This is a genomic window from Bradyrhizobium hipponense, from assembly GCF_008123965.1.
GTDB classification, from domain to species: Bacteria; Pseudomonadota; Alphaproteobacteria; order Rhizobiales; family Xanthobacteraceae; genus Bradyrhizobium; species Bradyrhizobium hipponense.
This window is the reverse complement of record NZ_VSTH01000047.1, coordinates 64,242-88,797: the sequence shown is the minus strand read 5'-3', so window position 1 is coordinate 88,797 and position 24,556 is coordinate 64,242. Positions and strand designations below refer to the sequence as shown.

General features: G+C 65.6%; 19 protein-coding genes. 8 read left to right on the top strand and 11 right to left on the bottom strand.

What is annotated here, in order from left to right:
* Nucleotides 1–18 precede the first annotated feature (18 nt).
* From ccmE to FXV83_RS14415, 7 genes are all read left to right on the top strand, one after another.
* A complete protein-coding gene (ccmE, locus tag FXV83_RS14445) occupies nucleotides 19–510 on the top strand; it encodes a cytochrome c maturation protein CcmE (protein ID WP_148739977.1) in 492 nt (163 codons plus the stop codon).
* Nucleotides 507–2,489 (top strand): heme lyase CcmF/NrfE family subunit, encoded by a 1,983-nt coding sequence (locus FXV83_RS14440; protein WP_148739975.1) that lies wholly within the window; start codon nucleotides 507–509, stop codon nucleotides 2,487–2,489. The genes ccmE and FXV83_RS14440 overlap by 4 nt, the downstream gene beginning before the upstream one ends.
* Nucleotides 2,490–2,493: 4 nt before the next feature.
* Nucleotides 2,494–2,976, top strand: a complete 483-nt coding sequence (locus FXV83_RS14435; RefSeq protein ID WP_148739973.1) for a cytochrome c-type biogenesis protein — start codon at nucleotides 2,494–2,496, stop codon at nucleotides 2,974–2,976.
* Between the two features lie 260 nt (nucleotides 2,977–3,236).
* Nucleotides 3,237–4,808, top strand: a complete 1,572-nt coding sequence (locus tag FXV83_RS14430; protein ID WP_148739971.1) for a Do family serine endopeptidase — start codon at nucleotides 3,237–3,239, stop codon at nucleotides 4,806–4,808.
* Nucleotides 4,809–5,081: 273 nt separating this feature from the next.
* Nucleotides 5,082–5,762: a response regulator transcription factor gene (locus FXV83_RS14425; protein WP_148739969.1), complete on the top strand. Its 681-nt coding sequence runs from the start codon at nucleotides 5,082–5,084 to the stop codon at nucleotides 5,760–5,762.
* Complete coding sequence (locus FXV83_RS14420) at nucleotides 5,746–7,200, top strand: sensor histidine kinase (protein WP_148739967.1); 1,455 nt, start codon at nucleotides 5,746–5,748, stop codon at nucleotides 7,198–7,200. The genes FXV83_RS14425 and FXV83_RS14420 overlap by 17 nt, the downstream gene beginning before the upstream one ends.
* Nucleotides 7,197–10,184: a bifunctional [glutamine synthetase] adenylyltransferase/[glutamine synthetase]-adenylyl-L-tyrosine phosphorylase gene (locus tag FXV83_RS14415; RefSeq protein WP_148739965.1), complete on the top strand. Its 2,988-nt coding sequence runs from the start codon at nucleotides 7,197–7,199 to the stop codon at nucleotides 10,182–10,184. The genes FXV83_RS14420 and FXV83_RS14415 overlap by 4 nt, the downstream gene beginning before the upstream one ends.
* Here FXV83_RS14415 and FXV83_RS14410 read toward each other — a convergent pair.
* The 5 genes from FXV83_RS14410 to FXV83_RS14390 are packed head-to-tail and all read right to left on the bottom strand — an operon-like array spanning nucleotide 10,141 to nucleotide 16,118.
* Complete coding sequence (locus FXV83_RS14410; protein WP_187435893.1) at nucleotides 10,141–10,374, bottom strand: formate dehydrogenase subunit delta; 234 nt, start codon at nucleotides 10,372–10,374, stop codon at nucleotides 10,141–10,143. The genes FXV83_RS14415 and FXV83_RS14410 overlap by 44 nt on opposite strands.
* A complete protein-coding gene (fdhD, locus tag FXV83_RS14405) occupies nucleotides 10,364–11,188 on the bottom strand; it encodes a formate dehydrogenase accessory sulfurtransferase FdhD (protein WP_148739961.1) in 825 nt (274 codons plus the stop codon). The genes FXV83_RS14410 and fdhD overlap by 11 nt, the downstream gene beginning before the upstream one ends.
* Nucleotides 11,189–11,192: 4 nt before the next feature.
* A complete protein-coding gene (fdhF, locus tag FXV83_RS14400; RefSeq protein ID WP_148739959.1) occupies nucleotides 11,193–14,066 on the bottom strand; it encodes a formate dehydrogenase subunit alpha in 2,874 nt (957 codons plus the stop codon).
* 10 nt (nucleotides 14,067–14,076) lie between these two features.
* Nucleotides 14,077–15,633: a formate dehydrogenase beta subunit gene (locus tag FXV83_RS14395; RefSeq protein WP_148739958.1), complete on the bottom strand. Its 1,557-nt coding sequence runs from the start codon at nucleotides 15,631–15,633 to the stop codon at nucleotides 14,077–14,079.
* Complete coding sequence (locus tag FXV83_RS14390; protein WP_148739956.1) at nucleotides 15,630–16,118, bottom strand: formate dehydrogenase subunit gamma; 489 nt, start codon at nucleotides 16,116–16,118, stop codon at nucleotides 15,630–15,632. Before FXV83_RS14390 ends, FXV83_RS14395 begins: the two co-directional genes overlap by 4 nt.
* 224 nt (nucleotides 16,119–16,342) lie before the next feature.
* On the opposite strand from FXV83_RS14390, the gene FXV83_RS14385 reads away from it, so the two are divergent.
* Entirely contained in the window at nucleotides 16,343–17,236 is an 894-nt protein-coding gene (locus FXV83_RS14385; protein WP_148739954.1) for a LysR family transcriptional regulator, read from the top strand.
* A gap of 7 nt (nucleotides 17,237–17,243) precedes the next feature.
* On the opposite strand, the gene FXV83_RS14380 is transcribed toward FXV83_RS14385, so the two are convergent.
* The 6 genes from FXV83_RS14380 to FXV83_RS14350 all read right to left on the bottom strand — a co-directional run bounded on the left by FXV83_RS14380 (nucleotide 17,244) and on the right by FXV83_RS14350 (nucleotide 24,468).
* Nucleotides 17,244–19,574, bottom strand: a complete 2,331-nt coding sequence (locus FXV83_RS14380; protein WP_148739952.1) for a PAS domain-containing sensor histidine kinase — start codon at nucleotides 19,572–19,574, stop codon at nucleotides 17,244–17,246.
* Between the two features lie 226 nt (nucleotides 19,575–19,800).
* Nucleotides 19,801–21,174: a cation-efflux pump gene (locus tag FXV83_RS14375; RefSeq protein ID WP_148739950.1), complete on the bottom strand. Its 1,374-nt coding sequence runs from the start codon at nucleotides 21,172–21,174 to the stop codon at nucleotides 19,801–19,803.
* 321 nt (nucleotides 21,175–21,495) lie between these two features.
* Nucleotides 21,496–22,464 carry a quinone oxidoreductase family protein gene (locus FXV83_RS14370; RefSeq protein ID WP_148739948.1) on the bottom strand — a complete coding sequence of 323 codons (969 nt, stop codon included), beginning with the start codon at nucleotides 22,462–22,464 and terminating at the stop codon, nucleotides 21,496–21,498.
* Between the two features lie 227 nt (nucleotides 22,465–22,691).
* On the bottom strand, nucleotides 22,692–23,342 hold the full coding sequence (locus FXV83_RS14360) for a hypothetical protein (protein ID WP_148739945.1): 651 nt from the start codon (nucleotides 23,340–23,342) through the stop codon (nucleotides 22,692–22,694).
* A 45-nt stretch (nucleotides 23,343–23,387) separates the two neighbouring features.
* The gene (locus FXV83_RS14355) at nucleotides 23,388–23,585 is read right to left on the bottom strand and encodes a hypothetical protein (protein ID WP_148739943.1); all 198 of its coding nucleotides are present in this window, start codon (nucleotides 23,583–23,585) and stop codon (nucleotides 23,388–23,390) included.
* Between the two features lie 166 nt (nucleotides 23,586–23,751).
* Nucleotides 23,752–24,468 carry a hypothetical protein gene (locus tag FXV83_RS14350; protein ID WP_148739941.1) on the bottom strand — a complete coding sequence of 239 codons (717 nt, stop codon included), beginning with the start codon at nucleotides 24,466–24,468 and terminating at the stop codon, nucleotides 23,752–23,754.
* Nucleotides 24,469–24,556: the final 88 nt, after the last annotated feature.

Genomic DNA, 24,556 nt, shown 5'->3' with positions numbered 1-24,556 from the left:
GCGAACAACGGATACGCCATGACCCGCAAGCAGCGACGTATGACCATCATCGGCGGCTCGCTCGCCGTGCTGGCGCTGGCGGCCGCGCTCGTGCTCAACGCCCTGCGCGATTCCATCGTGTTCTTCTCCACCCCGACCATGGTGGCGGAGAAACACGTCGAGCCCGGCAAGCGGTTTCGCCTCGGCGGCCTGGTGCAGCCCGGCTCGCTCCAGCGCGGCGACAATCTCGCGGTGACGTTCGAAGTCGCCGATGGCGGCGCGAAGCTCCCCGTGGCCTACAAAGGCATCTTGCCCGATCTGTTCCGTGAAGGGCAGGGCGTCGTCGCCGAAGGCTCGCTCGATGCCCATGGCGTGTTCAAGGCCGACACCGTGCTCGCCAAGCACGACGAAACCTACATGCCCAAGGACGTCGCCGATGCCCTGAAGAAGCAGGGGCACTGGAAGGACGATTATGGAGCGAAACCTGCGGCCACGACCGCGCAGGGCAACCCGCAGGGAGCGGTACGGTGATCGCGGAATCCGGACATTATGCGCTGGTGCTCGCGCTTGGACTGGCGCTGATCCAGTCGATCGTGCCGCTGATCGGCGCGCGCTTGCGCGACGTTGCCCTGATGAACGTGGCGCGCTCCGCCGCGCTGGCGCAGCTCCTGTTCGTTGGTGCCTCGTTCACAGCCCTCGTGATGCTGCACGTGAACTCGGATTTCTCCGTCGCCAACGTCTACGAGAACTCCCATTCCATGAAGCCCCTGATCTACAAGATCACCGGCGTGTGGGGAAACCATGAAGGCTCGATGCTGTTGTGGGTGTCGATCCTGGCGCTGTTCGGCGGGCTGGTGGCGGCATTCGGCAACAACCTGCCGCTGTCGCTGCGCGCGCATGTGCTCGCCGTCCAGGCCTGGATCGCCAGCGCGTTCTATCTTTTCATCCTGGTGACCTCCAACCCGTTCCTGCGCATCGCCAATCCGCCCATCGAGGGACGCGATCTCAACCCGGTGCTCCAGGACATCGGCCTCGCCGTGCATCCGCCGATGCTCTACCTCGGCTATGTCGGCTTCTCGATCTCGTTCTCCTTTGCGATCGCGGCGCTGATCGAGGGGCGGATCGACGCGGCCTGGGCGCGCTGGGTGCGGCCGTGGACGCTGGTCGCCTGGATATTCCTCACCCTCGGCATCGCCATGGGCTCCTACTGGGCCTATTACGAGCTCGGCTGGGGCGGCTGGTGGTTCTGGGATCCCGTCGAGAACGCCTCGCTGATGCCGTGGCTTGCGGGCACCGCGCTGCTGCATTCGGCGCTCGTGATGGAGAAGCGCAATGCGCTGAAGGTCTGGACGCTCCTGCTGTCTATCCTGACCTTCTCGCTGTCGCTGCTTGGCACCTTCCTGGTGCGCTCGGGCGTCATCACCTCGGTGCACGCCTTTGCCACCGATCCGACGCGCGGCGTGTTCATCCTCCTGATCCTCTGCCTGTTCATCGGCGGCAGCCTGTCGCTGTTCGCAGGGCGCGCGACCGCGTTGAAGCAGGGCGGCCTATTCGCGCCGATCTCGCGCGAGGGCGCGCTGGTGTTGAACAATTTGCTGCTGACGGTGGCCTGCGCGGTCGTACTGTTTGGCACGCTCTATCCGTTGGCGATGGAAGTGCTGGCCGATTTCAAGATGTCGGTCGGCGCGCCGTTCTACAACCTCACCTTCGTCCCGCTGTTCACCCTGCTGCTGCTGGCCGTGCCATTCGGACCGATGCTGGCGTGGAAGCGCGGCGACCTGCTCGGCGTCACCCAGCGCCTGCTTGCGGCGGGTGTTGCCGGGCTCGTCGTGATCGCCATCGTCTGGGCCTGGACGCGTGGTGGCAGCGCGCTGGCGCCATTGGCAATTGGGCTTGGAGTCTTCGTCATCGCTGGCGCGATCACGGACCTCGCCGAACGGACCGGCCTGTTCCGCCTGCCGGTCGCAACGGCGCTGCACCGCGCCCGCGGCCTGCCGCGCTCGGCCTGGGGGACGGTATTCGCGCATGCCGGCCTTGGCGTCGCGCTGATCGGAATCGTCTGCGAGACCACCTGGAACAGCGAATACATCGGGACGATGAGGCAGAACGAGGTCGCCCATATCGCCGGCTACGATCTGAAGCTGGACGGGCTGTTCCAGCGTCAGGGGCCGAACTACCGCGAGATGATTGCCGAGTTCAACGTCAGCCGTGACGGCGAGACGCACAGCGTCATGACGCCGTCCAAGCGCAGCTTCACCACCCGCGGCTCCTCGACCACTGAGGCCGCGCTGCTGACGCGCGGCGCGAGCCAGCTCTACGTCTCGCTCGGCGATACCACCGCCGAGGGCGCAATCGCCGTGCGCATCTATCACAAGCCGCTGGTGCTCCTGATCTGGTGGGGGCCGGTCCTGATGGCATTCGGCGGCGTCTTGTCGCTGTCCGACCGGCGCTTGCGGGTCGGCGCGCCGAAGCCGGCGCGGGCCAAGCAACGCCTTCAGCCGGCGGAGTGATCCGATGCGTCGGATCTGGCTCGTGATCATTGCGCTAACGCTGCTGTCGTGGCCCGCGGCCTATGCCGTGCAACCCGACGAGATCATGTCGGATCCCGCCAAGGAGGTCCGCGCGCGCGAATTGTCGCGCGAGCTGCGCTGCATGGTCTGCCAAAATCAGTCGATCGACGATTCCGACGCGCCGCTCGCGCGCGATTTGCGTCTCCTCGTGCGGGAGCGGATCGCAGCCGGCGACAGCAATTCGCAAGTCCTCGACTTCCTGGTGGCGCGCTATGGCGAGTTCGTGCTGCTGAAGCCGCGCTTCGAGCGTCAGACCTTGCTGTTGTGGCTGCTTGCGCCGCTGCTGCTGGCCGGCGGCGGCCTGGCGCTGTGGCTGCAAATCCGGCGGCGTGCGCAGAGTGGAGCAGACATACCGGCCCCGCCGCTCACGCCGGACGAAGAGGCGCGGCTCGCCGCCTTGATGTCCGACGACGCCCCATCGCGCTAGCTAATTGCGACGCTAATTGCGCATCATACGCAGGCTGCGATGCGCAGCGCGGGCGCTCCGGCGCGCGTCACCGGAACCCTGTTAAGTTCCTGCGGAATCGCGATTTTTGGACTGCGATAAACTGCCGCATCGGCTCGGGCGTTCATTACGAAAGTTTAACCCCATCGCCAGCGCACGGTAAGGCGGGAGCCCCCATCTTTAGGTCCGTATGGTGCTGCCATCCGGCACCAAAAGGAATTCAAGGCCCTGGAGACATCTGCATGACCGACCGTGATCTTTCGAACCTTCCGTCCTACCGGCAGCCCCGCCGCTCGGCGTTCTCCGCGCGCAAGATCGCGCTGATGGCCTCGGTCGTCGCCGGCCTCGGCGTCGCCGTCTATGGCTTCAGCCCATCGACCTCGCCTGCCGACCTGTTCTCCAGCCCGGCGCATGCGCAGGTCAACAACGAGGTTCGGAAGGTCGAGCGCCCCATCGGTTTCGCCGATATCGTCGAGCGCGTGAAGCCCTCCGTGATCTCGGTGAAGGTCAACATCAAGGAGAAGACCGCGAGCAACGACAGCGATGACGATTCTTCTCCGTTCCAGCCGGGCTCGCCGATGGAGCGATTCTTCCGCCGCTTCGGCGGACCGGATGGCTTCCCGGGTCAGAAGGGCGGCCGCGGCCGCGTGGTCCAGGGCCAGGGCTCCGGCTTCTTCATCTCCGCTGACGGCTATGCCGTCACCAACAACCATGTGGTCGACGGCGCCGACAAGGTCGAGGTCACGACCGATGACGGCAAGACCTATACTGCGAAGGTGATCGGCACCGACCAGCGCACCGACGTGGCCCTGATCAAGGTCGAGGGCAGCTCGAACTTCCCGTTCGCCAAGCTTGCCGACGGCAAGCCGCGGATCGGCGACTGGGTGCTCGCGGTCGGCAATCCCTTTGGCCTCGGCGGCACCGTGACTGCGGGCATCGTCTCGGCCAGCGGCCGGGACATCGGCAACGGTCCATATGACGATTTCATCCAGATCGACGCGCCCGTGAACAAGGGCAATTCCGGCGGTCCGGCATTCAACACCGAGGGTGAGGTGATGGGCGTCAACACCGCGATCTACTCGCCCTCCGGCGGCAGCGTCGGCATCGCGTTCTCGATTCCGGCCAGCACTGTCAAGAGCGTCGTGGCGCAGCTCAAGGACAAGGGCTCGGTCAGCCGCGGCTGGATCGGTGTGCAGATTCAGCCGGTGACATCCGATATCGCCGACAGCCTCGGCATGAAGAAGGCCGAAGGCGCGCTGGTTGCTGAACCGCAGGCGAATGGTCCGGCTGCCAAGGCCGGCATCGAGTCCGGCGACGTGATCACGGCGGTCAATGGCGAACCCGTCAAGGACGCCCGCGAGCTCGCCCGCACCATCGGCGGCTTGGCGCCCGGCGCGACCGTGAAGCTCAACGTGCTGCACAAGGGTCAGGACAAGGTCGTGAACCTGACGCTTGGCCAGCTGCCGAACACCGTCGAGGCCAAGTCCGACACCGATACGGACACCAACAAGGGTGCGAACCGCGGCACTGACGTGCCCAAGCTCGGCATGACGGTCGCGCCCGCAAATTCTGTAGCCGGCGCCGGCAAGGATGGCGTCGTGGTTACCGAAGTCGACCCGAAGAGCGCCGCGGCCGAACGCGGCTTCAAGGAGGGCGACGTGATTCTCGAAGTCGGCGGCAAGAGCGTGAGCACCGCCGGCGACGTCCGCGACGCGATCAACACGGCGCGGACCGACAACAAGAACAGCGTCCTGATGCGCGTGAAGAGCGGCGGCCAGTCGCGCTTCGTCGCAGTGCCCCTCGCCAAGGGCTAGGCCTCAGGAGGCTTACGAGATGAAGGGTGTCGCCGGCATCAGTCGCCCCCGCCGGCGGCGCCCTTCGGGGGAGCAACACAAAGTTTGCTTCCCCTGTCTACCTTCCGGTGGAATTACGCCCCCCTCCGTCGGAAGGCCTAGGGCGGTGAGGTCCCCCCAGCTTCACCGCCCGCCTTTTTCCCGATGCAAGATCGTCCCGCTCCGCTTGCATGCGATTGCCGCTCGCGCCATGTTCAGAGAAGGTTGACCTCCTTGACCGCCGCCGACCGCACAATGCGCCTCCTCATCATCGAAGACGACCGCGAATCCGCCGACTACCTCGTGAAGGCGTTTCGCGAGGTCGGCCACATTGCCGACCACGCCAGCGACGGCGAGGAAGGCCTCGCCATGGCCGAGAGCGGCGAATACGACGTGCTGGTGGTCGACCGCATGCTACCCAAGCGCGACGGCCTGTCGCTGATCGGCGCGCTCCGCGACAAGGGCGAATCGACGCCGGTGCTGATTCTCTCCGCGCTCGGGCAGGTCGACGACCGTATCAAGGGCCTGCGTGCCGGCGGCGACGACTATCTGCCAAAACCGTATTCCTTCGCCGAGCTGCTGGCCCGCGTCGAGGTGCTGTCGCGCCGCCGCGGCGGCCCTGCCGAGGACACGCTCTACCGGGTCGGCGATCTCGAGCTCGACCGGCTCTCCCATCGCGTCGCCCGTGGCAAGGACGAGCTGACGCTTCAGCCGCGCGAATTCCGCCTGCTCGAATACCTCATGAAGCATGCCGGCCAGGTGGTGACCCGTACCATGCTACTGGAGAACGTCTGGGACTATCATTTCGATCCGCAGACCAACGTGATCGACGTGCACATTTCGCGGCTGCGCTCCAAGATCGACAAGGGCTTCGAGCGGCCGCTGCTGCATACGATCCGCGGCGCCGGATACATGATCCGTGACGGCATTCGGTAAACTCGTCCGCACCACGGCGTTCCGGCTGACGCTGGTCTACCTGTTTCTGTTTGCGATTTTCGCGGCCTCGCTGCTGGGCTATTTCGCCTGGAATACGCGGCGGCTGATCACCGAAGAGATTACGCAGACGGTGAATGCCGAGACCTCAGAGATCAACGAGATCTACGGCCGTCGCGGCCTGCTCGGTCTTTCGCGCGCGATCGAATATCGGGCGCTGCGGCCCGGCGCCAACCTCTATCTCGTGACCACGCCGACGGGGCAGGCGGTCGCCGGCAATGTCGGCGCGCTGGCGCCCGGCGTCATGGCGACGACGGGATGGTCGGAGACGGCCTATCGGCGAATGGAGGAGGCGGACGAGCGCGATCATCGCGCGCTGGTGCGCGTCACCGAGATGCCGAACGGTTTCCGGCTCTTGATCGGCCGCGATCTCGATGAGCGGCGACGGCTGTTCGGTATCGTGGCGAAGGCCGCGCAATGGTCGATCCTGATCGTCGTAGTGCTCGGTCTCGGCGGCGGCGTCTTCGTCGCGCGCAGGGTGCTGACGCGCATCGACGCGATGTCCGGCACCGCGCATCGCATCATGACGGGCGATCTCAGCGAGCGCTTGCCCGTTGGGCGCAGCGGCGACGAACTCGACCGCCTCGCCGAAAACCTCAATGCCATGCTGGAGCGTATCGAGGCGCTGATGGCGGGGCTGAAGGAGGTCTCCGACAACATCGCCCACGACCTCAAGACGCCGCTGACGCGCCTGCGCAACCGCGCCGAGGAGGCGCTGGCGAAATCGGGCGGCGAGGCCGACTACCGCGCCGCGCTGGAACGGACCATCGAGGAATCCGACGGCCTGATCCGCACCTTCAACGCGCTGCTGATGATCGCGCGTGCGGAGTCCGGGCAGGCGCGCGGAAATATGGATGATTTCGATGCCGCCGAGGTCGCCAACGGCATCCACGAGCTCTATGAGCCGCTTGCCGAAGACGATGGCATGACCTTGAATGTCAGGTGCGAGCCGACGCCGGTTCACGCCAACCGCGAGCTGATCAGCCAGGCGCTCGCCAATCTGGTCGAGAATGCGATCAAATACGGCAAGCCGGTGGCTCAGGCGGCGGGAACCGTGGTGAGCCTGGACAGCCGGCAGATCACGATCGAGGCGAAGCGCGAGGGCGATCAGGTGCTGCTCAGCGTCACCGATCGTGGCCTCGGCATCCCCGAGGCCGACCGCAAGCATGTCGTCGAGCGATTCGTGCGGTTGGAGGCCAGCCGCACGCTGCCGGGCTCCGGGCTCGGCCTCAGCCTCGCCTCGGCGGTCGCGACATTGCATGGCGGCGAATTGCGGCTGGGCGATGCGCAGCCCGGTCTCGTCGCCACGCTGGTACTGCCGGCGCGCGCTGGCGACAGGGTTGCTCCTCCGATGCAGGATGTGCCACAGAAGGTGGCATGAACCACTCCGCGCCGGGAAACGCGGACAAGCATGGCGAGGGCCTGGCCGCGCGTTTCGCGGAGGCTCCCCATATTGCCGCTTCCGCAACCGACGAACGACGTTTTGAAAATTGGCTGGCCGAGCTCGAGCCGGCACAGTCCGTCCGTCTTGAAGCATTTCTGGTCCATCCCCTGGCGCGGGATATCCTGGCCGGCATCGCGGAATTCTCGCCTTATCTGTTCGAGCTGATGCGCGCCGATCCGCCGCGCCTGATCCGGCTTCTGCAATGCGATCCGGATACGCATCTCGAGGCGTTGATTGCAGAGGCGAGAAGCGCGGTGCTCGCTGCAGCCGATGAGGCCGAAGTGATGCGGCTGCTTCGCCGCACGAAGGCGGAGGCGGCGCTTCTGACCGCGCTATGCGATATCGGCGGGGTCTGGCCGGTGATGCGCGTGACAGCGGCTCTGACCGATGTTGCCGTGTCCTCCGTGCAGGCGGCGCTCCAGTTTCTGCTGCGGCAGGAGGCCGCACGCGGAAAACTCTCGCCACCCGATCCCGAGGTGCCGGAAGAGGGCTGCGGCCTGATCGTGCTCGCGATGGGCAAGATGGGCGCGGGCGAGCTGAATTATTCCAGCGACATCGACCTCATCGTGTTCTTCGATCCCGACGCCACGACACTGGCGCCCGACATCGAGCCGCAACCGTTCTTTGTCCGGGTGACGCAAGCCATGGCGCGCATTCTCCAGCAGCGCACCTATGACGGCTACGTCTTCCGCGTCGATCTGCGCCTGCGTCCCGATCCGTCCTCGACGCAGGTGGCGATCTCACGGGACGCTGCGCTCGATTACTACGAGCGGGAAGGGCGCACCTGGGAGCGCGCCGCGATGATCAAGGCGCGTGCTTGCGCCGGTGATCTCAAAGCAGGCGAGGCGCTGCTCGCCGAAATCTCTCCCTTCGTCTGGCGCAAGCATCTCGACTTCGCCGCGCTTGCCGACGTTCACGACATGAAGCGGCAGATGCAGACCTATCGCGGGCAGAGTGAAATCGCGGTCGAAAGCCATAACGTCAAGGTCGGGCGCGGCGGCATCCGCGAGATCGAATTTTTTGCGCAAACCCAGCAATTGATCGCGGGCGGCCGCCATCCGGAGTTGCGGGTGCGGCCGACCCTCGCCGCGCTCGACGTGCTCGCCGCCAGCAACTGGATCACCTTCACGGCGCGCGACGAGTTGGCCATGGCATACGCGTTTCTGCGCCGGGTCGAGCACCGCCTCCAGATGATCGCCGACGAGCAGACCCATGCGCTGCCCGAAGACAAGAAGGCAGTCGAGCGCTTTGCCTGGTTCTTCGGCTACCCGGATCGCGAGGCCTTCGCGCGCGACATGCTGCGCCAGCTGGAAATCGTCCAGGGACACTACGAAAAGCTGTTCGAGAGTGACGACCCGACCGGCACGGCGAAATTGCCGGCGATCGATTACCGCGCCGGTCCCGAGGAGCCGCGCCTGCTCCAGCATCTGGCGTCGCTCGGCTTCAAGAAGCCCGCTGCCGTCGCGCAGACCATGCGCGACTGGATCGACGGCAACTACCGCGTGTTCCGCGTTGAGGCGACGCGAAGCGCCTTTGTCGAGTTTCTTCCAGCCCTGATCGACGGCCTCGCGCATGCGGAGGAGCCGGACCGCGCGGTGGTTGCGTTTGATCATTTTCTTCAGGCGCTGCAGCGCGGCGGGCGGCTGGTCACGCTGCTCGGCCAGAACCGCGAACTCGTCGCGCTGGTGGCGCTGGTGCTCGGTGCGGCACCGCGGCTTGGCGAGATGCTGGCGCGGAAGCCCCAGCTGATGGACGGTCTGATCGATCCACGCTTCTTCGGCGCGATGCCGGACCGGCAGGAATTGTCGGAGCGGCTCGCGGCCACGGTGCAGGACGCGAGTTCATACGAGGAGTTTCTGGATCGCCTGCGCCTGTTCGGACAGGAGAGCCTATTCCTGATCGGCACGCGCATTCTTTCCGGCACCGTCTCGGCGCAACAGGCGAGCACGGCGTTTGCCGACGTCGCCGAAGGCATCGTCCACACCGTGCACGGCCTCGTTGCCGACCGCTTCGCCGCCCAGCACGGCCGTATCCAGGGCCAGGAAACCGCGATCCTCGCCATGGGCCGGCTCGGCAGCCGCGAAATGACCGCGTCCTCCGATCTCGACCTGATCCTGCTCTATGATTTCGACAGCGACCATCCGGACTCGGATGGGCCGAAGTCGCTGCAGGGTGCGCATTACTTCGCCCGCTTCACCCAGCGCCTGATCAGCGCCTTCACCACGCGAACCAATTACGGCGTGCTCTACGAGGTCGACATGCGGCTGCGTCCTTCGGGGCGCGCCGGTCCGGTGGCGTCAAGCCTCGTCTCCTTCGCGGACTACCAGGCCAACGAGGCCTGGACCTGGGAGCACATGGCGCTGACGCGCGCGCGCGTGGTGTCGGCATCGCCGGAGTTTCGCGAACGGATCGAGGCCGTGATCCGCGACGTCCTGACCCGCCGCTGCGACCCCGTGATCATCGCGACCGACGTCGCGGACATGCGGCGTGCGATCGCGCAGGAGAAGGGCGAGACCGATTACTGGGATCTGAAATATGCCGCCGGCGGCATGATCGACATCGACTTCATCGCGCAATATCTCCAGCTCGTCCATGCTCACGCAAAGCCGGAAATCCTGGATGTCGGCACGATGCAAGTGCTGGAGAACGCCGCCAGGCTCGGTGTGCTGCCGCAATCTGAGGCCGAAATCCTGCGCGCTGCCACGCGGCTCTATTACGACCTCACGCAGATCCTGCGGCTTTGCGTCAGCGACCGCTTCAGGCCGGAGACGGCCGGCACCGACCTTCAGCGGATGATGGCGCGGGCCGGCGATGCGCCGGATTTCTCATCGCTCGAGGCGCGCGTGAAGGAAACGCAGGCCGAAGTACGGCGCGTGTTCAGGGCGCTGTTGGAAGCAACATCGCCTGCTTCAGCGCGATAAGGGCCTCGCGGACATTCGGCTCCAGGCCCGCACCGCCGGCATCGAGATGGGCGAAGATCGCCCGCTTCATCCGGGGATCCCAGAACTTCTTGATGTGCTCGGCGATCCCCGGCACGGCCTTGTCGTGGCCCTGGCTGCGGAAGAACGTGCCAATCTGGTTGGCCATGTAGATCAGGCGGTCAGGCGACATCGGCAACCTCCGTGGCATGGGCCACGACCCGGCTGCCATGCGTAAACACTTCGAACCCGTCCTGCCGCGCAATCGCAATCAGCGTGATACCGGCTGCCTCCGCGGTGCGTACCGCAAGCGCGGTGGGCGCGGAGACTGCGACCATCACCGGCGCGCCGATTGCGGCGGTCTTCTGCACCATCTCCACCGAGACGCGGCTCGTCAGCAGCACCAGGCCGCCGCTTGCATCCGTCCGGCTGCGCGCCAGCGAACCGGCGAGCTTGTCGAGCGCGTTATGGCGGCCGACATCCTCGCGCAGTGCGACGATGCCGCGGGGCGGTGCCCAGAACGCCGCGGCGTGGACGGCGCGGGTTTGCAGATTGATCGACTGTAGCGGCGCGATGGCCTGCATCGCCGCCATGATCTGCTCCGGCGTGAAGGTCTGCCCCTGCGGCACCACCGCTGCCGGCCGCACGGCTTCCGCAATGGAATCGATGCCGCAGATCCCGCAACCGGTCGGGCCTGCAATGTGGCGGCGGCGCTCGCTGATCCGCCCGACGTCCTCCGATGCCAGCCACATGCGCAGTTCGATCCCCTCGTCGAGACGGACCACCTCGAGCGATCGGATTTCATCGACGGATTTGACGATGCCTTCGTCCAGGCTGAAGCCGACGGCAAAATCCTCCAGGTTCTGCGGCGTACCCATCATGACGGCATAGGTGCCGCCATTATAGGTCAGCGCCAGCGGCGTCTCCTCGGGGACCAGCCGCGCCCCTTCGGACGCGACGTCGTTGCGCCATATTTCGCGGTCGATGGCCTGGACCGGCACGTGCATGCCGCTACTCCGCGGCTTCGGCCGGCGCGATGCGGCGGGAGTGCCGCGCCTGCGCGTCATAGGTCTTCTGCCAGTCGGACGGGCCGTTCGACGGCGAGATCTGCACCGCCGTGACCTTGTATTCGGGACAATTGGTCGCCCAGTCCGAATAGTCCGTGGTGATGACGTTGGCCTGCGTGTCCGGGTGATGGAACGTGGTGTAGACCACGCCCGGCGCGACCCGGTCGGTGATCTCCGCGCGCAGCGTGGTCTCGCCGGCGCGGCTCTGCAGCCGCACCCAGTCGCCGTCGCGCACGCCGCGCTGCTCGGCGTCGTGGGGATGGATCTCCAGCCGGTCCTCGGCATGCCAGACCACGTTCTCGGTGCGGCGGGTCTGCGCACCGACATTGTACTGGCTGAGGATGCGGCCCGTGGTCAGCAGCAGCGGAAAGCGGGGGCCGGTGCGTTCGTCGGTGGCAATATATTCAGTGACGACGAACTTGCCCTTGCCGCGGACGAAGCCGTCGATGTGCATCACCGGCGTACCCTCCGGCGCCTTTTCATTGCAGGGCCACTGCACCGAGCCGAGCTCGTCGAGCTTGGCGTAGGAGACGCCGGCGAAGGTCGGGGTCAGCGCCGCGATCTCGTCCATGATCTCGGACGGGTGATTGTAGTGCATGTCGAGGCCCATGGCCTTGGCAAGGCCGATCGTGACCTCCCAGTCGGCGAGCCCGTTCTTCGGCGTCATCACCTTGCGCACGCGCTGGATGCGGCGCTCTGCATTGGTGAAGGTGCCGTCCTTCTCGAGGAAGCTCGAGCCGGGCAGGAAGACGTGGGCGTAGTTCGCGGTTTCGTTCAGGAACAGGTCGTGGACGATGACGCATTCCATCGCGGAGAGCGCCGCGACCACATGCTTGGTGTTCGGGTCGGATTGCAGGATGTCCTCGCCCTGGACATAGATGCCCATGAACGTGCCTTCGATCGCGGCATCGAACATGTTGGGAATGCGCAGGCCCGGTTCGGGGTTGAGCTTGACGTTCCACAGCGCCTCGAACTGGTCGCGCACGGCATCGCCCGAGATGTGGCGATAGCCGGGCAGCTCATGCGGGAACGAGCCCATGTCGCAGGAGCCCTGCACGTTGTTCTGGCCGCGCAGCGGGTTCACGCCGACGCCGGGACGGCCGATATTGCCGGTCGCCATCGCGAGGTTGGCAATCGCGATCACGGTGGTCGAGCCCTGGCTGTGCTCGGTGACGCCGAGGCCGTAATAGATCGCGCCGTTGCCGCCGGTGGCGTAGATGCGTGCGGCTTCGCGCAGGTCCTTCGGATCTACGCCGGTCAGGATCGCGGTCGCCTCCGGGCTGTTCTTTGGCTGAGCGACGAACGCAGCCCATTCCTCGAACTCGCTCCAGTCGCAGCGCTCGCGCACGAAGGCTTCGTTGACGAGGCCTTCGGTGACGATGACATGGGCCAGCGCCGTCACGACGGCGACGTTGGTGCCGGGCATCAGCGGTAGATGCAGCGCCTTGACGTGAGGCGATTCCACCATCTCGGTGCGACGCGGATCGATCACGATCAGCTTTGCGCCCTGGCGCAACCGCTTCTTCAGGCGCGATGCGAAGACGGGATGAGCCGAGGCCGGATTTGCGCCGATGATCATGGCGACGTCGGTATTCTCCACCGAGTCGAAGTCCTGCGTGCCAGCGGACGTGCCGAAGGTCTGCGACAGGCCATAGCCGGTCGGTGAATGGCAGACGCGTGCGCAGGTGTCGACGTTGTTGTTGCCGAAGCCGGCGCGGATCAGCTTCTGCACCAGATAGGTTTCTTCGTTGGTGCAGCGCGACGAGGTGATGCCGCCGATGGCATCGCGGCCATATTTCTCCTGGATGCTGCGCATCTTCGTGGCGGCAAACGAGAACGCCTCATCCCACGACACTTCGCGCCAGGGATCCTCGATCCTTTCGCGGATCATCGGCTTGAGGATGCGTTCCTTGTGGTTGGTATAGCCCCAGGCGAAACGGCCCTTGACGCAGGAATGGCCGCGATTGGCCTTGCCGTCCTTATAGGGCACCATGCGCACGACTTCCTCGCCGCGCATCTCGGCCTTGAAGGTGCAGCCGACGCCGCAATAGGCGCAGGTGGTGACCACGGAGTGCTCGGGCTGGCCGATCTCGATCACCGACTTTTCCGTCAGCGTCGCGGTCGGGCAGGCCTGCACGCAGGCGCCGCAGGAGACGCATTCGGAGCCGAGGAAGCTCTCGCTCATGCCGGGCGAGACGCGGCTGTCGAAGCCGCGCCCGGAGATGGTCAGCGCGAAGGTGCCTTGCACCTCCTCGCAGGCGCGGACACAGCGCGAGCAGACGATGCACTTGGAGGGATCGTAGGTGAAATAGGGATTGGACTCGTCCTTCGGCATCCAGGCGGGATTCACCTCGCCATTTGATTTTGCGAAGACGTGGTTCTCGCCTTCATAGCCGTAGCGCACGTCGCGCAGGCCCACGGCACCGGCCATGTCCTGCAATTCGCAATCGCCATTGGCGCCGCAGGTGAGGCAGTCGAGCGGATGGTCCGAGATGTAGAGCTCCATCACGCCCTTGCGCAGCGTCTTCAGCCGCTCCGTCTGGGTGTACACGACGAGGCCGGGCACCACCGGCGTGGTGCAGGAGGCCGGCGTGCCGGCTCGGCCCTCGATCTCGACGAGGCAGAGACGGCAGGAGCCGAACGCATCCACCATGTCGGTCGCGCAGAGCTTTGGGATCTGGTGGCCTGCGTCCATCGCGGCACGCATGATCGAGGTGCCCTCGGGCACCGTGACCTCTTTGCCGTCGATGGTCAGGGTGACCATCGTTTCCGATTTCGAGCGCGGCGTGCCGAAGTCGATTTCTTCGATCAGAGACATCGTCGTTCTCCTATTCCGCGGCCTGAAGCGTGCTTGGGGCCGGGACGAAATCCTCCCGGAAGTGCTTCAATGCGCTGAGCACGGGGTAGGGCGTGAAGCCGCCGAGCGCGCAGAGCGAGCCGAATTTCATGGTGTTGCAGAGGTCCTCGACGATCGCGAGGTTTTCGCTCACGCGCTCGCCGCGCATGATCTTCTCGATGGTCTCGACGCCGCGGGTCGAGCCGATCCGGCAGGGCGTGCACTTGCCGCAGGATTCGACGGCGCAAAATTCCATCGCGAAGCGGGCCTGCCTGCGCATGTCGACGCTGTCGTCGAACACGACGATGCCGCCATGGCCGATCAGGCCGTCGCGCGCAGCGAAGGCCTCGTAGTCGAACGGCGTGTCGAACAGCGCGCGGGGGAAATAGGCGCCGAGCGGGCCGCCGACCTGGACCGCGCGGACCGGACGGCCCGTGGCGGTGCCGCCGCCGATGTCGTCGACGAGTTCGCCGAGCGTTACGCCGAACGCGGTCTCGAACAGCCCGCCATGGCGGATGTTGCCGGCAAGCTGGATCGGCATCGTGCCGCGCGAGCGGCCCATGCCGAAATCCGCATAGGCCGTGGCGCCTTCGGCGAGGATGAAGGGGATGGCTGCGAACGACAGCACGTTGTTGATCACGGTCGGCTTGCCGAACAGGCCGTGATGCGCCGGCAGCGGCGGCTTTGCGCGCACGAGACCGCGGCGGCCTTCGAGGCTTTCCAGCAGCGACGTCTCTTCGCCGCAGACGTAAGCGCCGGCGCCGACCCGCACTTCGAGATCGAAGCTGTGCGTGGAGCCGCCGATCTTGTCACCGAGATAGCCACCGCGCTTTGCCGCATTGATCGCCGCGCTCATTGCTTCGACCGCGTGCGGATATTCGCTGCGGATGTAGATGTACCCCTTGGTCGCGCCGACGGTGATCGCGGCGGTCGTCATGCCCTCGATGACGAGAAAGGGATCGCCTTCCATGATCATGCGGTCTGCGAAAGTGCCGCTGTCGCCTTCATCGGCGTTGCAGACGATGAACTTACGATCCGCCTTCGCTTGCGCGACCGTCTTCCACTTGATGCCGGTCGGAAAGCCCGCGCCGCCGCGGCCGCGCAATCCGGACGCGGTGACCTCGGTGAGGATCGCATCGGAGCCGAGCGACAGCGCGCGCTCCAGGCCCTTGTAGCCGCCATGGGCGCGGTAATCCCCAAGCGAGCGCGGATCGATCACGCCACAGCGCGCGAAGGTCAGGCGAGTCTGGCGCTTCAGCCAGGGGATCTCGTCGGTCGCCCCTAACCGCAGCAGATGCGGGGTGTTGCTGGCGAGCGCATCAAGCAGCGAGGGCACGTCGCTCTCGGTGACCGGTCCGAACGCGATCCGGCCGTGCGGCGTCGCGACCTCGACCAGCGGTTCCAGCCAGTACAGGCCGCGAGAACCGGTCCTGACGATCTCGACGGCGACGCCACGCGTGGCCGCAGCCTGTTGCAGCGCCAGCGCGACCTCGTCGGCGCCGACGGCAAGCGCACCCGCATCGCGCGAGACGAACAGACGCATGCTCATCGTTGGGCCTCCGCCATCAGTGCATCGAGGCGCTTCTCATCGAGCCGGCCGACGAGGCGTCCGTCGAGCATTGCCGACGGCGCAGTCGCGCACAGGCCGAGGCAGTAGATCGGCTCCAGCGTAACGCGATCATCGGCCGTGGTGTTGCCGAGCGACACGCCGAGCCTGGCCTCGGCGCGTGCAGCCAGCGCATCGCCGCCCGCAGCCTGGCAGGCTTCGGCGCGGCAGAGTTTCAGGACATGGCGGCCCGCCGGCTTGTGGCGGAAATCATGGTAGAACGTGAACACGCCATGGACCTCGGCGCGCGACAGATTGAGCGCCTGAGCCACCATGGGAATGGCTGCCTCCGGCACGTAGCCGAATGCCTTTTGGAGCGCGTGCAGGACGACCAGCGTCGCGCCTTCCTGGCTGGCATGTTCGGCGATGATCTCGGCGCCGCGCGTTTCATCCCAAGGTTCGTGACGAGCTTCGTAAACCGCTGTCATTCTTCATTCTCGGCCGGAGTGACTGACCCCTATGAGTATTTGGAATCGTTCGAAGATCAATAAAGCTGTCTCATGCTGCGATTGCGAATTCAGATCGATTTCCGAGCGCAATCGGTCGATACGAAAATGCGATTGGCGCCGTTCGGTCCGGCGGTTTTTGCGTGTTGAGAGGGGCTGGGCCGTGCTAGCTTGCATGCCACGACAGAATCCAAGGGGATGCGCGGTTGCTCGACAAGCTTGAACTGTTGCTGGCGCTGGCAAAGGAGCGGCATTTCGGCCGGGCCGCTGAGGTGTGCGGCGTGACGCAACCAACCATGTCAACCGGGCTGAAGCAGCTCGAGGAGATCCTCGGCGTGATGCTGGTCCAGCGCGGGTCGCGCTTCCAGGGCTTCACCCCGGAAGGCGAGCGGGCGCTGGATTGGGCGCGGCGCATCGTGGGCGATGCCCGCGCCATGCGCCAGGAGATCAATTCGCTGAAGGACAAGCTTTCCGGCGAGATCCGCATCGCGGCGATTCCGACCGTGCTCGGCATGGTCGCTGCGCTGACGACGCCGTTCCGCGCCAGGCATCCCGACGTGCGCTTCCGCATCCAGTCCACCACCTCGTCCGAGGTGCTGGGATTGCTCGAAAATCTCGAGGTCGATGCCGGGCTGACCTACATCGAGAACGAGCCGATCGGCAAGGTCCGCACCATTCCGCTCTACAACGAGAGCTATCGTCTTCTGACCGCGCCGGACGGGATGTTCGGCGACCGCGAGACCGTAACGTGGAAGGAGGTCGGGCAGGTGCCGCTATGCCTCCTGACGCCTGACATGCAGAACCGCCGCATCATCGATCGCGCGCTGCGCTCGGTCGGCGCGGAGGCGACACCGACGCTGACCTCGAACTCGTTGCTCGTGCTGTTCACGCATGTGAAGACGGGGCGCTGGGCGAGCGTGATGCCGGCGAAGCTGGCCGAGACGCTCGGCCTTTCCGATACTGTGCGCTCGATCCCGATCATCGATCCCGAAGTCAATTACAGCATCGGCATGGTGATCCCGCAGCGCGATCCGATGACGCCGCTGATCGCCGCGCTGGTCAATGTCGCGCGCGAGGTGGCGCCGACGTTGCAGCTCTAGCCCGGCTTCACGCCGCGGCGGAAACTCCGGTTGCCGCCTTCTTGGCGTCGCGCGGCAGGGTCACGCGCACGACGGTGCCGACCTCGAGCTTGGAGCGCAACCGCATCGAACCGCCGTGGAGCTGTGCCAGCGAGCGCGCGATCGCGAGCCCCAGTCCCGAGCCGTGATAAGTCTTCGTGAGCTGGCTCTCAACCTGCTCGAACGGGCGCCCCAGCCTCGCCAGCGAGTGCGGCGCAATCCCGATGCCGGTATCGGCGATCATCAGCACGATCCTGTCGTCGAGTTCCCGGCTACGCACCACTATGCGCCCGCCGTCCGGCGTGAACTTCACCGCATTCGAAAGCAGGTTGACGATGATCTGCTTGGTGGCCCGCCGGTCGGCGACGACGGAGATGGATTTTGCGATGTCGGCATCGAGCGTCAGGAGCTTGTCTTGCGCGCGGCCGGAGACGACGCGCAGGGATTCGGCGAGCGTCCGTGCCAGGTCGAGCTCTTCCATGTCGAGCTTCATGCGGCCGGCCTCGATCTTGGACATGTCGAGGATGTCGTTGATGACCTCGAGCAGGTAATGCCCGCTGGTCAGGATGTCGTGGCAATATTCCTGGTACTTCTCCGAGCCGAGATCGCCGAACATGCCTGAGCCCATGATCTCGGAGAAGCCGATAATCGCGTTGAGCGGCGTGCGCAGCTCGTGGCTCATATTGGCGAGGAATTTCGACTTGGTCTGATTGGCTTCCTCGGCGCGGGTCTTCTCGCGCTGATATTTCTCGGCGAGGTCGGCCAGCTCGCCCGCCTGGCGTTCGAGCGCCGCCTGGGAGCGCTTCAGGTCGATAACGGTGGCGCGCAGGCGCAGGTCGTTGTCGACGAGCTTCTGCTCGTGCTCCTTGATGCGGGTAATGTCGGTGCCGACCGAGACGTAGCCGCCGTCCTTGGTGCGGCGCTCGCTGATGTGCAGCCAGCTGCCGTCGTCGAGCTGCGCCTCGAAGGTGCGCGCGCCCGGGCTCTGGCTTGCGGTCTCGTTGTGACGGGTGCGGACCTCCGGCATGCGGCCGACTTCGAGCACGGTCTCGTAGGACGTGCCGGGAATGACGGCGCTGTCGGGCAGTCTGTGCAGGCGCTGGAAGTGGGAATTGCAGAGCACGAGGCGGTCGCTCGCGTCCCACAGCACGAAGGCCTCGGGAATGGTCTCGATCGCGTCGCGCAGCCGCAGGTCGGCTTCCACGGTCCTCTCGGCGAGGCTCTTCTGCTCGGTGATGTCGACCGCAATCCCGATCAGGTGGACGCTGGAGTCGGTCGCGCCGCGCGTCTTTTCGCAGCGGACGCGCAGCCAGATCCAGTGGCCGTCGACATGCTGCATGCGGAAGGTCTGGTCGATGTGGTCGATCTTCTCGGAGATGAGCTGATCGGCGATCGCGAACAGGTCGATATCGTCGGACTTCACCAGCGCGTTGACTTCGCCGAAGGTCAGGAGCTCGTTGCGGCCGTCGAGGCCGAGCATCGAGAACATCGACTGCGACCAGAAGATTCGGCCGCGCGACAGATCCCAGTCCCAAAGGCCGCAGCGGCCGCGGTTGAGCGCGGTATCGATGCGGCCGCGCACGGCGTCGTTGATCAGGTCGCCCTCACGGGCGCGGGTCGACTGCCAGTGAAAGGCGAAGCCGAGGATCAGGACCACGAAGCCGGTGGTCGCCGAAAGAGTTACCGAGAGCGCGGCGTCCGAGCCCCAGATCGGCTCGTTGCGCTCCTGGATCACGGTGATGAGGCCCGGCAGCGACTTGATCGGGCGCGAGGTCGCCATCGCGGCGTTGCCGTTCGGCAGCGTCATGTCGGCAACGTTGGTGTCGCGCGGCGGTGCCGCCAGCAATTGCGCGGTCGTGATCGAATCGAGCAGGCGATCGTTGCCGGCAGGATCGCCGCCGACGGGAATGCGCGCGAGGATGCGGCGATCGACGCCGGCGGAGGTGACGATGACGTGGCGGCCCGAAGCGGTGCCCCAGGACGGGATCAGGTCGGGCAGCAGCGTCGGCAGGCTCTCGATGTTCTTCAGCCGCTCCTGCCGTGCGGAGGTGAGGCGATCGATGCGTTCGGCGAGCAGGTCGGCCAGCGCCGAGATGTCGTGCCGGATCACCAGCCGCTTCTGGCGCGTCTGATCGACGACCTGGACGAAGGCGCCGAGGCATATCGTGATGAGGAAGGCAATGATCAGCGTCGGCACGGCGCGCCGCAGCGCCGGCTCCGCGATCAGGAGCCGATGATAGGCAGGTTTCGCGATCGATTGCGCCAATCCTTTGATCGAATCGGATTGGACACACGCGTTCGCGGCGTCTGCACGCGCCATGCCTTCGGCCCCCTGAAAACCTGCTTGCGACTAGGTCCGGAAAGCAGCCCCACGTCGCTTCCGAATCACAGCGATTTGAATCCAGTTTTCGCAGGCTGTCGAGAGTCAACGAATCGTTAATGCGAATTTATTCTTATCCAGCGCAGAATTTGCGCGGCCCTCGTCCGCAATATGACGCGCGCCGCGAGTCCGAAACGAGAACGTGCGACTCCTCGCGCACTCTGCGTCACGCCCGCGGTGGTTCGGCATGACTGATGACGCGCTTCACGCTAGGGAACGCGCGTCGCAACGCGCGTTCGATCGCATCGACATGCTCGTGCACCCTGGTCACGCTCATCGACGGCGCGGCGCGGCAGTGGAAGTTGACGACCTCGCCGGCGTCGGTGTTGCGGACGCGGACATTGTGGATGTCGTGGATCTCGCCGCGGGCGGCATATTCCGTGAGTGCAGCGGCAATGGTGTGGACCCGTTCCGGCGCTGCATCGACACCGAACGGGAGTTCCGGTTCGAGCGGCTCGATATGGACATCGACTTCCACATCGGCGCCGAACTCCTCCTGGATGTTGCGCTCCAGCATGTTGGCGATCTCATGGGCGGCATCGAGTTGCATCTCGGCGTCGACCTCGAGGTCGATGCCGACGATCAGCTTGGCGCCGAGGTCGTGCACCGTGACGTGGTGGACCGCGAGGCCCGAATTGCGCGCAATCACCATGATGCGGTCGCGCACGGTCTCGTTGTCGCGCGCGACCGGCGCCGCGGTGAAGGTAAGGTCGGCATCGCCGAATACCTTGTCGACGGCGGCTTGCGCGTTGCGCTTGATGTCCTCGACGCGGTCGATCGGGTAGGTCCGCGGCACCTTCGCGATGGTGTCGATGAACGTGGTCGCGCCGACCATGCGCACCCGCAGCCGCTCGACGTCGATCACGCCCGGCACGCCGCGGATCGCGGCCGTGGCCGTCTCCTGCGCACCTTCCGGCGCGCGATCGACCAGCGTCTGCACCGTCGAGCCGGCCATGCGCAGGCCGAGAGCCGCAATCATCACGGCGACGGCCGCGGCCGCGGCCGCATCGCCCCACCAGAAGCCGAGGGCGGCGAGGATCAGGCCGACGATCACCGCGAATGAGCCCATGACGTCGGACGCGAAATGCAGCGCATCCGCCGCGAGCGCCTGGCTGCGGGTTTCCCGCGCCGCACGGTGCAGGGCGCGGGCTCGCCACAGGTTGACGGCGATGTCGATCACCAACACCACGAACGGCACGGCGGAGATCGTCAGCGGCGGGGTTCCCTCACGCAGCCGGCTATAGGCCTCGACCAGGATGCCGCCGGCCAGTACGTAGAGCAGGGCGGTGACGCCAAGCGCGGAGATGCTCTCCAGCTTGCCGTGGCCGTAATGGTGCTCGTGGTCGGCCGGCTTGTCCGACACCCGCACCACCGCCCAGGTGATGATGGTCGCGACCAGGTCGATCGAGGAGTGCAAGGCCTCCGAAATCAGCGCGAGCGAACCGATCGCGATACCGACCGCGAACTTGGCCGCGGCCATGCCGCCGCTGGCGAAGATCGAGATCGCCGCAACCGACGCCTTACTGTGCTGGGAGGTCATGGCGGGGATTTAGCAGCCCGGGCGTGAACATCAAGCGGCAGTCCACAGCTGTAGTCGCAAGTGAGTTGCAGGAGCGGCTTTCGTAGGGTGGGCAAAGACGCGAAGCGTCGTGCCCACCACCGGGCTTTTTCGGATCATCGGGATATGGTGGGCACGCTTCGCTTTGCCCACCCTACAAAACTTCGGCGAGGCGAAGGCCCGGGCATCCACGTTCTTCTGCGCGAGGGGTCGAGGGGTAAAGACGTGGATGGCCGGGACAAGCCCGGCCATGACGAGCGGAGGGAGTGGGGCCATGCCGCTCTCGCTCCGCTGCCGCACCCCTCACACCGTCACAACGATCTTCCCCAGATGCTTGTTCGCTTCCATGTGCTCGAACGCCTTATCGATGTCGGCGAACGCGAACACCTTGTCGATCGGCAGCTGCAGCTTTCGCGACTCCACCGCACCCCAAATGTCCTTCTTGACCTCGTCGAAGATCTCGCGGACCTCCTCGATGGTACGGGTGCGGAAGGTGACGCCGACATAGTTGATGCGGCGCGCGGCGTGCAGGTCGAAGTTGAAGTCGGCATGCGTGCCGCCGAGCCGGCCGACATTGACGATGCGGCCCTTGACCCTGGTGGCGGCGAGGTTCTGGCTCGCGACCTTGCCCGAGACCTGATCGACGATGAGGTCGACCCCTTCGCCGTTCGTTGCCTTCAGCACCTCGTCGACCCACTTTGGATCGGAGGAGTCGATTGCGAGATCGGCGCCATACGCGGTGAGCCGGCGACGGCGAGTGGCGTCAGTGGAGGAGCCGATCACGAGCTTTGCACCTTTCAGCCTTGCGATCTGCATCGCCATCAGGCCGACGCCGGAGCTTGCGCCCTGGATCAGCACGGCTTGTCCCGGCTGCACACCGCCGACGGTGACGACGGCGTTGTGCATGGTCGCAAGCGCTACGGGGAGGCTGGCCGCTTCCTCGAAATTCATGTTCGAGGGCGCGTGGAACAGCCGGCCGTGGTCGGCCAGGGTATATTCCGCGAACGCCGCACCGCCCGAACCCATGATGCGGTCGCCGACCTTCACGCCCTTCGCATCCGAGCCGAGCTCGGCGACTTCACCGGCCCATTCCATGCCGAGGACGGTGCCGGCGCCGCCGGCCGCGCCATGAGCGTGGCCCTTGCGCATGCCGGTGTCGGCGCGGTTCAGCCCGCAGGCGCGGACGCGGACCAGCACCTGCGTGCCCTTTGGCGTGGGCTTTGCGATCTCGGAAATCGCAGCTCCATCAGGGCCATAGACATAAGCCTTCATGCGTTACCTCTGAACTGAGTAAGTTTGTAGGCGAAGAGCGGTACTGTCCTTCGCCTCGCTCCGCTTGCGGGGCCGGAATGCGCGCACAGCGCGGATTCCGGGTGAGGCGAGAATGCAGGAGACGCGACTGTCTCCACATCGTCATTGCGAGCGCAGCGAAGCAATCCAGCGTCCCTCCGTAGGTGCAGTCTGGATTGCTTCGCTGCGCTCGCAATGACGGGCGCCTGCTACTCCGCCGACAGCCGCACCATCGGGCGGCCGCCGTTCATTTCCTTGAGGTTGTTGACGAAGTTTTCCGGACGCTGCCAGCGGTACGGGACCTTCAATCCCATGAACTCCGCGATGTCACCGATGAAGCCCGTGCAGTTGGTGGTCTCGGCGTTCCAGACCGGCGAGCTCGCCTGCAGCTTCTTGATGTAGGCGAACACGCGCTTTGCGTCGGCTTCGTTGAGGTAGACGCGATAGCTGGCCGTCAAATAGTCCGGATCGAGATCGCCGTAGCTTGCGCCGGTCTCGGATGGCACCCAGGTGAGGTGACCGAGTACGTATGCAAGCGTGTCACCCGCGGGCGTAAGGCCGGCGACCTCGACGGCCTTCTCGCTGGTCTTGCCGTACCAGACGAAGGCATGGCCCCAGCTCGCGGCCGTACGGGCGCGGAAGTCGACGTAGTACGGACCTTTCTCCACGCGCGCGACCGGGCGCCTCGTCGATTGCGGCGCCGGTCGTGATGCGGTGTCGGCCGGGACAAGCGCATTTGCCTCGGCAATGCGCTTGTTCGCTTCGTGGGCCGAGGCCGATGGCGTCGTGCACGCGATCATGGTCGCGAGGGCGAACCCTGCGAGCAGGCAGTATCCCGATCGATCAGGTTTGTTATTCACGTCGTGCCCCTCGACTGTCGGTCGTTCACACAACCAAGTTGCGCGTCAGTAGCGCGACACGACCGGGCCGGGCGCCTTGCCGATCGGGCTCTTTCCGATCGGGCTCTTGCCAATCGGCATCTTGCCGATCGGCGCCTGCTCCTGGGCATAGACGGGCTGCCGGCGCGGCAGATCCGCAGCGTTCGCAGCCGTCACCAGAGCAAACGTAGCACCCACGACAAATACAATCTTCTTCACAGTCATACCCCTGAAGGTTTGGTCCAAACACGGCAGTGCCGTGCCCCCAGACACGCCCAACAGATGGGCGTCGGAATGCGTCTACAGTGCGGCAGACGCGGGACATGTTGGCGGCATCTGTCGGGCGTGCGGCAGATGTGATGTGCGTCCAGATGTTTCCGCCGCGCGCTCGTCAGCGATCGGCGCTCAGGCGGAAATGCATCTCGATCTTTGTGGGCGATGCTTCGCTGGCAACGTACCAGGGCGAATAGGCGGGCGTGGGATCGGGATCGGAGGAAAGATCAATCGGCCAGGTTTGCGTTGGAATGCCCGGGAGCGTGAGCCTGACGAGGCGGTGGCGCGTCTTGTACGTCAACGAGGCGGAGCCAATGATCGCCCGACGGTCACCATCATGAGCGCGCCAATTCGCGGCCGGCGATGCCATCGCATGTCCCCGCGCTTCCTCGACCTCGATCCGCACGTCGTCCTTGTTATCCGGCAGGGTCATTCCGGCAGGTAGCCGGAATTCAAGCTCGAGCGTCATGAAGCCGTGGCTGAGATAAGGAGAGCGGATCAATTCGTACCACGCCCACCAGGCCAAGCCTGCTGTAATGACCAGAAGCGTGACGGCAAAGGGGAACGACAGCCGCGTCTCGGTGCGAATTGCGGCGCTGGATGTGTCCGCAACGGACGGAGCCGCACTGTTTCGAGCGAAGCCAATGCGCGTGAACAGCCAGATGCCAGCGATCAGGCCGACCACGCCGCCTATCGGGCCGACGTCGAAGAATGCACCCATGGCGATGCCGCCATCGTGGCCCGGCCCCGCCAGCATGATCACCAGCGCTGCAAGCGCGGACCAGCCGGCGAGCATTCCGAGCAGAGCGGAGAGGAGGCCGAGGACGAAGCGCATCCGGAGTTGGTCGCACCGATTTGGATCGCGGTTCGAACCCCGGTGCGTGTTTCAGCCAATCCGGTTCAAGCTGTTTCCGATCGTCGAG